At 71.1% G+C, this 13,706-nt stretch carries 9 protein-coding genes; 6 read left to right on the forward strand and 3 right to left on the reverse strand.

Going from position 1 to position 13,706, the window contains the following annotated elements:
• Nucleotides 1-117: 117 nt before the first annotated feature.
• On the reverse strand, nucleotides 118-483 hold the full coding sequence (locus ACO2TI_RS02985) for a hypothetical protein (protein ID WP_423281955.1): 366 nt from the start codon (nucleotides 481-483) through the stop codon (nucleotides 118-120).
• A 10-nt stretch (nucleotides 484-493) separates the two neighbouring features.
• Nucleotides 494-1,048, reverse strand: a complete 555-nt coding sequence (gene msrA, locus ACO2TI_RS02990) for a peptide-methionine (S)-S-oxide reductase MsrA (RefSeq protein WP_423281956.1) — start codon at nucleotides 1,046-1,048, stop codon at nucleotides 494-496.
• A gap of 114 nt (nucleotides 1,049-1,162) precedes the next feature.
• On the opposite strand from msrA, the gene ACO2TI_RS02995 reads away from it, so the two are divergent.
• From ACO2TI_RS02995 to ACO2TI_RS03010, 4 genes are all read left to right on the forward strand, one after another.
• On the forward strand, nucleotides 1,163-1,960 hold the full coding sequence (locus ACO2TI_RS02995; protein ID WP_423281957.1) for a YdcF family protein: 798 nt from the start codon (nucleotides 1,163-1,165) through the stop codon (nucleotides 1,958-1,960).
• Complete coding sequence (gene dnaG, locus ACO2TI_RS03000; protein ID WP_423281958.1) at nucleotides 1,960-3,792, forward strand: DNA primase; 1,833 nt, start codon at nucleotides 1,960-1,962, stop codon at nucleotides 3,790-3,792. Before ACO2TI_RS02995 ends, dnaG begins: the two co-directional genes overlap by 1 nt.
• A gap of 349 nt (nucleotides 3,793-4,141) precedes the next feature.
• Nucleotides 4,142-6,385 carry an RNA polymerase sigma factor RpoD gene (gene rpoD, locus ACO2TI_RS03005; RefSeq protein WP_423281959.1) on the forward strand — a complete coding sequence of 748 codons (2,244 nt, stop codon included), beginning with the start codon at nucleotides 4,142-4,144 and terminating at the stop codon, nucleotides 6,383-6,385.
• A 253-nt stretch (nucleotides 6,386-6,638) separates the two neighbouring features.
• Nucleotides 6,639-7,592, forward strand: coding sequence for an adenylate/guanylate cyclase domain-containing protein (locus ACO2TI_RS03010; RefSeq protein ID WP_423281960.1), 954 nt, complete (start codon nucleotides 6,639-6,641; stop codon nucleotides 7,590-7,592).
• Nucleotides 7,593-7,604: 12 nt separating this feature from the next.
• Here ACO2TI_RS03010 and ACO2TI_RS03015 read toward each other — a convergent pair whose 3' ends face one another.
• Nucleotides 7,605-8,312 (reverse strand): HAD family hydrolase, encoded by a 708-nt coding sequence (locus ACO2TI_RS03015; RefSeq protein ID WP_423281961.1) that lies wholly within the window; start codon nucleotides 8,310-8,312, stop codon nucleotides 7,605-7,607.
• Between the two features lie 115 nt (nucleotides 8,313-8,427).
• Between ACO2TI_RS03015 and ACO2TI_RS03020 the strand changes: the two genes are divergently transcribed.
• Complete coding sequence (locus tag ACO2TI_RS03020) at nucleotides 8,428-12,405, forward strand: PAS domain S-box protein (protein WP_423281962.1); 3,978 nt, start codon at nucleotides 8,428-8,430, stop codon at nucleotides 12,403-12,405.
• Nucleotides 12,406-12,407: 2 nt separating this feature from the next.
• On the forward strand, nucleotides 12,408-13,499 hold the full coding sequence (gene hemH / locus ACO2TI_RS03025; protein WP_423281963.1) for a ferrochelatase: 1,092 nt from the start codon (nucleotides 12,408-12,410) through the stop codon (nucleotides 13,497-13,499).
• Nucleotides 13,500-13,706 lie beyond the last annotated feature (207 nt).

The raw sequence follows: 13,706 nt of genomic DNA on the forward strand, positions 1-13,706 counted from the left end.
GCGCGGCCGCCAGGGCTGCGCGGGATCCGTTCGGGAAGGCCGAGCGCGCGCGGCGGCAGGGCCGCGGCGCACTCGAGGCGAAAGCTCAGCGGGAATCGACGCGCCGCAGCGGCGCGCTCAGGCCTGCGGCGGAGCGCGGGCCTGGTAGTGCCGCGACGGCTCGGCGAGCCGCGCGACGACGACCGCCGTCGACGGCGGCACGCGCACGAGGGCGGGCAGCGCCAGCGCGGGCGCCGCGGCAGGCAGCCGCTCGGCATGGAACAGGTGGTCGATCAGCCGGCACTCGACCGAGCCGGCGGCGTGGCCGCCCCCGCTCGAGGCCTGGCCGGCCGCCGTAGCGACCGTTTCCGCGCCCAGCGCATGCAGCGCGCGGTGCCAGCTGCCAAAGCCCTGCGCGCTCAGCAGCGCGAACGCCAGCGCGAACGCCAGCCACGCCGGCAGGCGCCGGGCGGCTCGGATCGGCGGTTCGCGGTGCGCGTTCATCGTCGTGGCATCAGCGCCGCACGCGGTCCTTGAAGGTCTTGCGGAATTTCTCGACCTTGGGCGCGACGACGAAGGCGCAATAGCCCTGCTCGGGGTGCTGCGCGAAGTAGTTCTGGTGGTAGGCCTCGGCGCGCCAGTAGTTGCGCTCGGGCTCGACCTCGGTGACCACCTTGCCGCGCACGCCGCCGCTGGCCTCGAGCTCCGCGATCACCTCGCGCGCGACGCGCGTCTGCTCGTCGCTGTGGGTGTAGATACCCGAGCGGTACTGCGTGCCGACGTCGTTGCCCTGGCGGTTGAGCGTGGTCGGATCGTGGACGACGAAGAAGATCTCGAGCAGCTCGCGAAAGCTGATGCGCGCCGGGTCGAAGCTCACGCGCACGACCTCGGCATGGCCGGTGTCGCCGCGGCAGACCTGCTCGTAGCTCGGCTTCACCGCGTGGCCGTTCGAGTAGCCCGACTCGACCGCGACGACGCCGTCGACATCGAGGTAGACAGCCTCGGTGCACCAGAAGCAGCCGCCGGCCAGGGTGGCGATCTCGGTAGCGGGCGCAGTGTCGGTGTTCATGGCGCTTCGTCCTGCGGCGAAAGGCGGTCAATGTACACGCGCGCGTTCGAGCCTGCTTGGCCCTGCGGCAGAATCTGTCGCCCGGCTTTCGCCCCCCGGTCCCCTGTCGTCGAGATGATCGAGAGCTGGAAACCCTTCCTGACCGCCCTGGTGCTGCCGCCCGTGCCCTGGCTGGCGCTGGCACTGGCTGGCGCGTGGCAGGCCGGACGCCGGCCGCGGCTGGCGCGCGCGCTGGTGCTGTTGGCCGCGGTGTTGATCTGGCTGAGCTGCTGCACGGCGGTTGGCCGCTGGATGGAGCAGCGCTGGCTGGCGCTGCCCGCGCCGCTGACGGCGGCGCAGATCGAAGGCATCCGCCAACGTGTCGCGAAGAACGGCCCGCAGGTCGCGATCATTGCGCTGGGCGGCGGGGTCAAGCTCCATGCGCGCGAGCTCGACGCACCGGATCTCGTCGACCGAGCCTTCATGCGGCTGCGCTACGCCGCGCGCCTTGCGCGCGAGACGGGCGCGCCGCTGGGCTTCAGCGGCGGCAGCGGGTGGGCGCAGCACAACGGGGCACCGGCCCCCGCCGAGGCGGCCGTCGCCGCTCGCATTGCCCGCGAGGAGTATGGTCTTTCGATGCGCTGGACCGAGGATCGCTCGCGCGACACGCGCGAGAACGCGCTCAACACGGTGCCGCTGCTGGCCGACGCCGGCGTGCGCGAGATCGTGCTGGTCACCAGCGCCTGGCACATGCGGCGCGCGCTGCGTGCGTTCGAGGACGAGGCCGCGGCGCGCGGCATCACCGTCGTGGCGGCGCCGACCGGCTACTCGAACAACGACGAGCCGCGCCTGGACTGGCTGCCGAGCAACGACGGCTACGTGCAGGTGCGCCAGGCCGTGCGTGAATCGCTCGGCCACGCGATGGGGCGCTGATGATCCCGGCCGGCTTCATCCAGGAACTGCTGGCGCGCGCCGACATCGTCGAGGTGGTCGGCCGCCACGTCACGCTCAAGAAGGCCGGCATCAACCACAAGGGCCTGTGCCCCTTCCATGGCGAGAAGTCGCCCAGCTTCATCGTCAGCCCCTCGCGCCAGACCTACCACTGCTTCGGCTGCGGCGCGCACGGCGACGCGCTGCGCTTCCTGATGGAGCACACCGGCGCCAGCTTCGTCGACGCGGTGCACGACCTGGCCCAGCAGCTCGGCATGAACGTTCCCGAGGACGACCGCAGCCCCGAAGAACGCGAACGCGCCAAGGCCGCGAAGGAGAAGCAGGCGACGCTCGGGGATGTGCTCGCGCGCGCCGCCAAGCACTACCGCGCCCAGCTCAAGGCCAGCCCGCGCGCGATCGACTACCTCAAGGGTCGCGGGCTCACCGGCGAAATCGCCGCGCGCTTCGGCCTCGGCTACGCGCCCGAGGGCTGGCGCAGCCTGGCCGGCGTGTTCCCGCGCTACGACGACCCGCTGCTGGCCGAGAGCGGCCTGGTCATCGTGCAGGGCGAAGAGGGCCCGGAGCAAAAGCGCTACGACCGCTTCCGCGACCGCATCATGTTCCCGATCCGCGGCGTGCAAGGCGACGTGATCGGCTTCGGCGGGCGCGTGCTCGACCAGGGCGAGCCCAAGTACCTGAACTCGCCCGAGACGCCGGTGTTCGTCAAGGGCCGCGAGCTCTACGGCCTGCACGAGGCGCGCGCTGCGCTGCGCGAGAAGGGCTATGCGCTCGTGGTCGAGGGCTACATGGACGTGGTCGCGCTCGCGCAGCTAGGCTTTGCGAACGCCGTCGCCACGCTCGGCACGGCCTGCACGGCCGAGCACGTGGCCAAGCTGATGCGCTTCACCGACCACGTGGTGTTCAGCTTCGACGGCGACGCGGCCGGCCGCCGCGCCGCCGGTCGCGCGCTCGAGGCCGCGCTGCCCCACGCCACCGACACGCGGCGCATCCGTTTCCTGTTCCTGCCGCCCGAGCACGACCCCGATTCCTACGTGCGCGAGCACGGCGCGCCGGCCTTCGAGCGCTGTGTCGCGCAGGCCGTGCCGCTGTCGCGCCAGCTGGTCGAGCAGGCCGGCGAAGGCTGCGACCTGGGCAGCGCCGAAGGCCGCGCCAGGCTGCTGGCCAATGCCAAGCCGCTGTGGTCCGCTCTGCCCGACGGCGCGCTCAAGCGCCAGTTGCTCGGCGAGCTGGCCACGCTTGGCCACTTGTCGCACGATGACCTCGCCAGCCTGTGGAGCGGCGCGGCGCCCGCGCGCGCGCAGGGATCGCAGCGCTCCCCCCGGGTCGGCGAAGGCCAGCCGCGGCCCCGCCCGCGCAGCTCGGGGCGCGCCCCGAGCCGGGCGACCGCCACCGAGCTGGACCGCGTTCTGTGGCTGCTCGTCCACCGCACCGAGCTGTGGGATGCGCTCGATGGCCCCGCCCAGGACCTGCTGGCGAGCCAGGGCGGCGGCTACGGCGAGCTGTTCTCGGCGGTCGAGCGCAGCCTGCACGAGCACGGCCCGCTGACCCGCGCCGCCTTGCTCGACGATCTGGCCGCGCTGTCCGAGGGGCGCGGCGACGCGGTGCTGGAGCGCGTGGCAGCCTTGCTGGAACCGGACCCGGCAAGCGACTTGCGCGCCGACCTGCTGGTGCTGGTCGACCGCCTGCGCCTGCGAGCCCTCGAAGAGCAAATCAATGCCTTGCCGGCCGACGCTTCGCCGCAGGAGCGGCGCAGTCTCAACGAGACGCACATTGCCCTGAAAAAGCGCCTGACGGCCCCGCCCTCGGCGCGATAGCCACGGCATCTTTGACGTCAATCGCCTCTTGACAGATAATTACGGATTCGTCAGACGCGGCAAGAGTGACAGCAGCACCTCCGGTCTTCGGCCACCCGTTGAAAACGGGCACCATGATTGGCCACCTTCCCCGCAAGGGCTGCACAAATCCAAGGTTCACGCGAACTTGCCCGCTCGGCGTTCCCTTTGCACGGCCGCGTTGCGCTGCCGCGCGTAGCTTTTGCGGCGCCACTTTCGGCCGCAGGCCCGCGCTGCGCACGAGTTCACGTTCGCCATGGGAACGCCGGATCCGAACCACCTGCCTGCGCAGGAACTCCAAGTTCACATCCATGCCCCGTCGAGGAACCGCATGACCGCGAAGAAGAGCGCCCCCGTCAAGACCGCGAAGCCCGCCGCCAAGGCCGCCCCGGCCAAGACCACCAAGGCCGCGAAGGCCGACGAGCTCGAGCCCAAGAAGGCTGCGGCCGCCAAGGCCGAAGCCGCGAAGGCGAGCGCCAAGGCGCCGGCCAAGCCCGCCGCCAAGGCGGCCAAGGGCAAGCCGGGCCGCAAGCCGGCCGACGAGAAGAAGAAGCCCGAGGCCGAGGAAGAGGACTTCTCGGACGTCGAGGCGGATCTCGAAGGCGATGCCGAGGTTGAGGCGGTCGAGGAGGTCGCCGAGGAGAAGGCCAAGGCCAAGCCGCTGCGCATGAAGGTCAGCAAGGCCAAGGAACGCGCGCTGATGCGCGAGTTCGGCCTCGACGAGTCGGCCCTGAGCGAAGAGGAAGTCAACAAGCGCCGCCAGGAGCTGAAGACCCTCATCAAGATGGGCAAGACGCGCGGCTACCTGACGCACCAGGAGATCAGCGACCACCTGCCCGAAAAGCTCGTCGACGCCGAAATCCTCGAGGCCATCGTCTCGATGCTCAACGACATGGGCATCGCGGTCTACGAGCAGGCGCCCGACGCCGCCACGCTGCTGATCTCGGGCAGCAACACCTCGACGGCCACCGAGGAGGAAGCCGAAGAAGCCGCCGAGGCTGCGCTGTCGACGGTGGACTCCGAGTTCGGCCGCACGACCGACCCGGTGCGCATGTACATGCGCGAGATGGGCACGGTCGAGCTGCTCACGCGCGAGGGCGAAATCGAGATCGCCAAGCGCATCGAAGGCGGCCTGCAGGCGATGATGCTGGCCATCAGCGAATCGCCCGCCACGATCGCCGAGATCCTGGCCCAGGGCGACAAGATCCGCGCCGGCGAGATGCAGATCTCCGAGGTGGTCGACGGCTTCGTCTCCGATGACGAGGCCGACGACTACGTGGCCGAGGAAGACTTCGACGAATTCGACGAGGCGGACGATGACGACGGCCAGGGCGGCAGCAAGGCGCTGACCAAGAAGCTCGAAGAGCTCAAGACCCAGGCGCTGGCCAAGTTCGACGAACTCGCGGGCCACTTCGACCGCATGCGCAAGGCCTACGAGAAGGAAGGCTACAAGTCCTCCTCGTACAACAAGGCCCAGCTCGGCGTGAGCTCGGTGATCATGAGCGTGCGCTTCACGGTCAAGACCATCGAGCGCCTTTGCCAGGTGCTGCGCGCCCAGGTCGACGACGTGCGCCGCTACGAGCGCGAGATCCGCAAGATCGTGGTCGACAAGTGCGGCATGCCGCAGGAGCACTTCGTCAAGACCTTCCCGCCCAACGCGCTGAACCTCAAGTGGGCCGAGAAGGAAGTGGCGGCCGGCAAGCCCTACAGCGCCGTGCTCGCACGCCACCTGCCGCCGGTGCAGGACCTGCAGCAGCGCCTGATCGACATCCAGGCCAAGGCCGTGGTGCCGATCGAGGACCTGAAGGTCATCAACAAGAAGATGAACCAGGGCGAGGCCAGCTCGCGCGAGGCCAAGCGCGAGATGATCGAGGCCAACCTGCGCCTCGTGATCTCGATCGCCAAGAAGTACACCAACCGTGGCCTGCAGTTCCTCGACCTCATCCAGGAAGGCAACATCGGCCTGATGAAGGCGGTCGACAAGTTCGAATACCGCCGCGGCTACAAGTTCTCGACCTATGCCACGTGGTGGATCCGCCAGGCCATCACGCGCTCGATCGCCGACCAGGCGCGCACGATCCGCATCCCGGTTCACATGATCGAGACGATCAACAAGATGAACCGCATCTCGCGCCAGCACCTGCAGGAATTCGGCTTCGAGCCGGACGCGCCGACGCTGGCCGAGAAGATGGAGATGCCCGAGGACAAGATCCGCAAGATCATGAAGATCGCCAAGGAGCCGATCTCCATGGAGACGCCGATCGGCGACGACGACGACTCCCACCTGGGCGACTTCATCGAGGACACCAACAACACCGCGCCGATCGAAGCCGCCATGCAGGCCGGCCTGCGCGACGTGGTCAAGGACATCCTCGACTCGCTGACCCCGCGCGAGGCCAAGGTGCTGCGCATGCGCTTCGGCATCGAGATGAGCACCGATCACACGCTGGAAGAGGTGGGCAAGCAGTTCGACGTGACGCGCGAGCGCATCCGCCAGATCGAGGCGAAGGCGATCCGCAAGCTCAAGCATCCGAGCCGCTCCGACAAGCTGAGAACCTACTTGGACAATCTGTGATCGGCCAAGCAGGTGCCGCCGCAGGCGGCCGCGGTCGCGCAGCGAGCGCGTCTCGGCTTGCCGTAGGCACAAGCTGCGCACCTACCTAGACAAGCTCTGATCTGACGGCGCGACGCTCCCCGGCGTCGCATCCGCGAGACGAACGGCCCGTGCCGGTGGCTTCACCGGCACGGGCCGCACCGTTTCTGGCCGCCGCGCCGCCCTCGGCACGAGCGTGCGCGGCTAAACTGCCGCGATCCCCCCGAGCCGCTGTATGACCTCGATCGTCGAACGCACCGTCCTGTTTGCCGACCTGCGCGGCAGCACGGGGCTGTTCGAGAAGCTCGGCAACGCCGAGGCGGCCGCTGTCGTCACGCAAAGCGTGATGCTGATGGGTCAGATCGTCGTCAACTGCGGCGGTCAGGTCGTCAAGACGCTGGGCGACGGCCTGATGGCCGTGTTCGAACAGCCGCAAGACGGCATCGACGCGGCCGACGGCATGCACGAATCGCTCGACCGCATCGTCGACAGCGAGCCGCAGACCGGTGGCCTGCGCGTGCCGGCACTCAAGCTGCAGGTGGCGGTGACCCACGGCGAGGTGGTCGAGGTCAACGGCGACTGCTTCGGCGACGCGGTCAACGTGGCCGCGCGCCTGCTCGACAGCGCCGGCGACAACGAGACATTGGCCACCGAGAAGGTGGTCGAGCGGCTCGATGAGGAACAGCGCGGGCGCTTTCGCTCGCTCAGCCGATTGCAGCTGCGGGGGCGCCAGGAGCCGGTGCAGGTGTTTCGCCTCGAGGCGCGCCGCTTCGGCGAGACGGTCGCGACGCTCTTCGAGGGCACGCTGCCCAATCCCATTCCCGACGGCATCCGCCTCGTCTGGCTGGACGTTGACCACGTGTTCTCGGCCAACGAACTGCCGGCCGTGCTGGGCCGCAGCACCGAGGCGACCTACTGCATCGAGGACACGCGCGTGTCGCGCTCGCACGCGCGCATCGAGAGCCACGGCGGCACGTTCCAGATCAGCGATCTCAGCTACAACGGAACGTTCGTTCGCTTCGAGGGGCAGAACGAGGTGGTATCGCTGCGGCGCGGCTCATGCACCTTGCACGGCCGCGGCGTGATCTGCCTGGGTGCGGCGCCCAACGACCCGACCGCGCCGACCGTGCACTTCGAGGTGCTCGTGCACCCCGACTCGCTGCGCGATCCGGTGACGACGCGTCGCTGAGCGCGGGGGGCCTTATGCCCCCAAGCGGTCGGCCAGCGCGAGCAGGTCGCGGCCGTGCCATGCCAGCCGCTGCGGCGCCGGCGCGTCGGCCGGCACGCGCTCGATCCATCCGGCGTGCAGACCGGCCCCTTGCGCACCCGCCACGTCGAGCAGCAGATCGTCGCCGACGTGCAGCACGTCGTCAGGCGCACAGCCCAGGCGCTCGCAGGCGACCTGGAAGATGCGTGCATCGGGCTTGCCGATGCCGACCTCGCACGCGCCGACGAAGCCGGCGCGAAACCATGGCGCGAGGCCGATGCGCTCGAGATCCGCGTTGCCGTTGGTCAGCGCCACCAGTGTGTAGCGGCTCGCCAGCCGCTCGAGCGCGGGCTTCACGTCGTCGAAGCACTCGACGCGCTGGCGCTCGGCGAAGAACACGTCGAAAGCCTCGGCCGCCAGCGCCGGATCGTCGCCGGCCGAGACCAGCGCGCGGCGGATCGCCTCGCGCCGCAGCGCCGACAGATCGTGCGCAAGCCCGGGCAGTTCGCCGGCCACCTGCTCGCGCAGCCGCCGCATCGACGCCAGGTCGACCAGCCGAGCGGTGCGCGGCGCATGGCGCTCGAGCCAGTCGTGCAGCACCGCTTCGGCGCGCCGGATGGTCGGCCAGATCGGCCACAGCGTGTCGTCGAGGTCGAGGCTGAGCGCGCGCAGCCGGGCGGGATCGAATTTGGAAGCAGGCACGAGAAACTCGCAGGGCCGGTCAACAACGGCACGCAGTGTCGCCCAGCGCGCCGGCGCATGCGCGATGGCCTCCGTTACAGTTGTCGCCTTGCTGTCTTCGCGCGTCCCTGATTCGATGCACGCGGTCGTTCTTCCCGCCGACGAGCCCGAACGGCTGCAGGTCCTCCAGGACCTGCGCCTGCTCGATCAGCCCCAGGACGATCCGGCCCTCGACGCGCTGGCGCGCATGGTGGCCGAGCGCTGCGCGCGCCCCGTCGCGGCGATCACGCTGGTCGACCGCGAGCGCCTGTGGTTTGCCGCGTCGGTGGGCCTGGATCGGCGCGAGGCCCCGCGCGGCGACGATCTGCCGTCCGCCGCCATCGTCGCCGGCACCCTGCTCGAAGTGTCCGACGCGCGCGCCGATTCCCGCTTCGCGGCCGGCGCGCTGGTGCAAGGCGCGCCGCGCGCCGTCGCCTGCGCGAGCGTGCCGCTGACGGTCGATGGCCGCCGCGTCGGCACGCTGTGCGCGATCGACACCCGCGCGGGCCAGCTCGACGCCGATCAGGCCCGTGCGCTGGCCGACCTGGCCCTGATCGCCAGCGCGCTGCTCGACGCTCGCCTGCGCGCGCAGCGCACCCGCCTGCTCGAGGCGCGCGTGCGCACCGCCAGCCGCGCCGGTTCCGACTGGTTGTGGGAGAGCGACGCGCAAGGCGCGCTGACCTGGGTGTCCGACAGTGTCGAGGCGCACACCGGCGCGCCGGCGACGCGCGAGCTCGGCCGCCAGGTGCGCGAGTTCCACCGTGCGCCCGACGACCCCGAGCTGCGCGCCGGCTGGGAACGCTACCTCGCCGCGCGCGAACGCCAGGAGCCGTTTCGCGATGCCGTCTCGGTGCGCGAGCGCGCCGATGGCGGCACGATGCTCGTGTCGATGAGCGGCCTGCCGGTGTTCGACAGCGCCGGACGCTTTCGCGGCTACCGCGGCGCCGCGCGCGACGTGACGGCCGAGATCGCCGAGCGCGCCCAGGCCCGCTCGAGCCAGGAGCTGCTGCGCCGCGCGATCGACTCGCTCACCGTGGCGGTGATGATCTGCGCCGCCGACGGGCGCATCGTGTTCGCCAACCTCGAATCGCGCCGCCGCATGGCGCAGCTGCTGGGCACGCCCGAGCTTCCCGCCAGCTGGCCGTCGCTGATCCACGCGCTGGCCGTGCGCGGCGCCTACTCCGACTTCGACGGCACGCCCGAGGAGGCCGTGGCCTGGCGCGAGGCCATGATCACCGACAAGGGCGCGACGCACGAGCTCGCGCTCGGCAACACGCACGTGCTCGCCGGCGATCAGCGCCTGCCCGACGGCAGCGTCGTGCACTGGCTCATCGACATCACCGAGCGCCGCACCGCCGAGCTCGAGCTGGCCCAGCAGCGCGCCGAGCTCGAGGCCTCGCGCGCGCGGCTGGCCGCGGTGCTGCAGGCCGTGCCCGACCTGTGGTTCGTGCTCGACGGCGATGGCCGCTATCTCGAGGTCAGCGACCCCAGCCACCGATGGCTGGCCGCGGCGTGGCCGGCGATGCGCGGCCGCCCGTTCGAGGCCGTCGTGCCAGACGAGCTCGCAGCGCTCGCCCATGCGGCGCTGCGGCGCGCGCGCGACAGCGGCGAGCTGCAGCGCATCGAGTACGAGCTCACCACGCAAGAAGGCATCGAGCGCCACTTCGAGGCCCGCGTCTCGCCGATGGCGCGCGAGCGCTTTCTCTTCATCACGCGCGACCTCACCGACCTGCGCCGCCTCGAGCGCGAGGCGCTGATGATGCAGCGCGCGCTGGAGGCCGAGGCCGCCGTGCCGGTCGTCGTGGTCGACGCCGCGCACGCCGACCAGCCCGTCATCTACGCCAACGCCGCGTTCGAGCGGCTCACCGGCTGGCAGCGCGACGAGGTCATCGGCCGCAACTGCCGCCTCCTGCAGGGCCCGCAGGGCGAGGAGTCCGACCAGCCCGCGCTCGACGAGCTGCGCGCCGCGCTGGTCGCCGGCCGGCCCTGCACCGTGACGCTGCGCAACCGCCGCAAGGATGCCAGCGTGTTCGTCAACGAGGTGCATGTCGCGCCGGTGCGCGACGCCTCCGGCCGTCTGACGCACTTCATCGGCGTGCTGCACGACGTGACCGAGCGCATCCGCGACGCCGAGCGCCTGCGCCTGTCGGAAGCGCTGTACAGCTCGGTCGTCGCCACCATGACCGAGGGCCTGATGGTGGTCGGCGCGAAGGGCGCGATCGCGACCGCCAACCCGACCGCCTGCGAGCTGCTGGGCATGCCGCTGCAGCGCCTGGCGGGACACCGCCTCAGCGGCCTGGGCTTTCTCACGATGCACGAGGACGGCCGCCCCATCGCGCGGCATGAACACCCGGTGCGCGCGGCCGTGGTGGAGCAACGGCGCGTGCTGGACCGCGTGCTGCGCGTCCGGCGCCCCGACGGCACCGAGATCATCGTGCGGCTGACCGCCCAGCCGCTGCCGGCGAGCGGCGGCGACGACGGGCGCGCCTGCGTGGTGACCTTCCGCGACATCACCGCCGAGCGCGCCGCCGAGGCCGCATTGGCCGAGGCCGACGCACGCTGGCAGTTCGCGCTCGAAGGCTCCGACACCGCGGTGTGGGACTTCGACGAGACCCGGCAGCGCATGTTCTATTCGGCGCGCTGGAAGCGCATGCTCGGCCACGAGGAGCACGAGATCGGGTCCGACCTGCGCGAATGGACGCAGCGCATCCACCCCGAGGACAAGCCGCGCGTGATGGAGGCCGTGCGCCGCTACCGCGCCGGCGAGATCGACAGCTACGAGACCGAGCACCGCCTGCGCCACAAGAGCGGCCACTGGATCTGGGTGCAAGACCGCGGCAAGATCGTCGCGCGCAATGCCGATGGCGCGCCGACGCGCGTGGTCGGCACGCAGGTCGACATCACCGAGCGCCTGCAGCACCAGAACGCGCTGCGCGACAAGGAGCGCGCCGAGGCGGCCAGCCGCGCCAAGAGCGAGTTCCTCTCGCGCATGAGTCACGAGATGCGCACGCCGCTCAACGCCGTGATCGGCTTCGCCCAGCTGCTGCGGCTCAACGGCGGTGATTCGCCTGCGCAGCTCGAGCGCTACAGCAACCACATCCTCGAGGCCGGGCAGCACCTGCTCAACCTGGTCGACGAGGTGCTGGACCTGCAGCGCGTCGAGGCCGGAAAGCTGGTGCTCGACCTGCAGCCGGTGCCGCTGCACGCCCTGGTCGGCGGCGTGCTGGACCTGCTGGCTCCGCTCGCGCAGCGCCGCGCGGTGCTGAGCCACAACGCCGTCGATGCCGAGGCCACGGTGCGCGCCGATCCGCGCCGGCTGCGCCAGGTGCTGATCAACCTGCTGTCCAACGGCGTCAAATACAACCGCGACGCGGGCATGCTGCGCGTCGCGACCAGCCTCGACGCGCGCGGCGAGCGCTGGTGCATCGCGATCGAGGACAACGGCCCGGGGCTCAGCGAGGAGCAGCAGGCGCGCCTGTTCCAGCCCTTCGAGCGCCTGGGCCTGGAGACCAGCGCGATCGAAGGCACCGGCCTGGGCCTCATCATCGCGCGCCGGCTGGTCGAGGAGATGGGCGGCACGTTGAGCCTGTCGAGCGTGCTGGGCCGCGGCACGCGCCTCATGATCAACCTGCCGCGCGCCGCGCCCGCGTCGGCCGCCGCGACGATCGAGCTGCCGGCCGCACCCGCACCGCTGCGCCTGCTGTACGTCGAGGACAACCGCATCAACGCGCTGCTGTTCGAAGAGGCGCTCAAGCTGCACGGCGGCGTCGATCTGCGCGTCGCCGAGGACGGCAGCGAGGCGCTCGAACTCGTGCGCGACTGGCTGCCGCAGGTGCTGGTGCTCGACGCCCACCTGCCCGGCATGAGCGGCCACGAGGTGCTGGTCCAGCTGCGCGCGCAGCCGGGACTCGAAGCCGCGCCGGCCTTCATGTGCTCGGCCGACGCGCTGCCCGACGACATGCAGCGCGCGCGCGATGCCGGCTTCGTCGGCTACTGGACCAAGCCCATCGACATCGCCCGCGTGATCCGCGACCTCGACGGACTGCGCCCGGCCCTGGGCGCCTCGCTGAACTGACCATGGCCACTGCCGACCCGCACAACTTTCGCCACGGCCGCCCCGAGCGCACCGCGGTGCTGCTCGTCAACCTCGGCACGCCCGACGAGCCCACCGCCGCGGCGCTGCGCCGCTACCTCGGCGAGTTCCTCGCCGACCGACGCGTGGTCGAGATCCCGCGCGCGATCTGGCTGCCGATCCTGCACGGCCTGATCCTGCGCACGCGCCCGGCCAAGTCGGCGGCCAAGTACGCCAGCATCTGGACGCCCGAGGGCTCGCCGCTCGCGGTATGGACCGCCAGGCAGGCCAAGCTCCTGGGCGGCTACCTCGGCGAGCGCGGCCACCGCGTGCTGGTGCGCCACGCGATGCGCTACGGCCGCCCGTCGATCGCCGCCGAGCTCGACGCGCTGGTCGCCGAAGGCGCGACGCGTGTCCTCGTGCTGCCGCTGTACCCGCAGTACTCGGGCGCCACGACCGCCAGCGTGATCGATGCCGTCAACGCGTGGAGCGCGCGCCAGCGCCGCATTCCCGAGCTGCGCTTCGTCAACCACTACCACGACGACGAGGGCTACATCCGCGCGCTCGCCAAGCGCATCGAGACCCACTGGATGACGCACGGCCGCGGCGAGCGGCTCGTGCTGAGCTTCCACGGCGTGCCCGAGCGCACGCTGCGCCTGGGCGACCCCTACCACTGCGAATGCCACAAGACCGCGCGCCTGCTGGGCGAGCGCCTCGGCCTCGCGCCCGAGCGCGTGCTGGTCACGTTCCAGAGCCGTTTCGGGCGGGCCAAGTGGCTCGAGCCCTACACCGAGCCGACGCTGGTGGGGCTCGCGCGTGCCGGCGTGAAGCACGTCGACATCGCCTGCCCCGGCTTCACGTCCGACTGCATCGAGACCCTCGAGGAGATCGACATGGAAGCGCGCGCCGCCTTCCTCGGCGCGGGCGGCAGCGAGTTCGGCTACATCCCCTGCCTCAACGACCAGCACGAATGGATCGCGGCACTGAGCGCGATCGCGATCCGCCACCTGCAGGGCTGGCCGACGCAGGACGCGCCCGATGCGCAGGCGCTGCAGGCGCAGGCCGAGCGGGCACGGCGGATGGGTGCCGCCGGGTAGCTCTGCAGTCCGAGGGGCTGCGGTTCGCGGCAGGCGGTCCCGGCAGGGGCTCATGCCGTGGCGGTCGGCGCTGCGCGCCGACTGCGTTGCGCTGCTCGGGTCGGGGGCGCGCCCCGGAAATCGCCCCCGCCGGGGACCGCCTGCCGCGAAGGCAAGGCCGTGCTACTTCGAAGAAGGCGGATGCGAGGTTTCCGTGAACAAGCACGG

This window comes from Caldimonas sp. KR1-144 (assembly GCF_049446155.1).
Classification (GTDB): domain Bacteria; phylum Pseudomonadota; class Gammaproteobacteria; order Burkholderiales; family Burkholderiaceae_C; genus Rivibacter.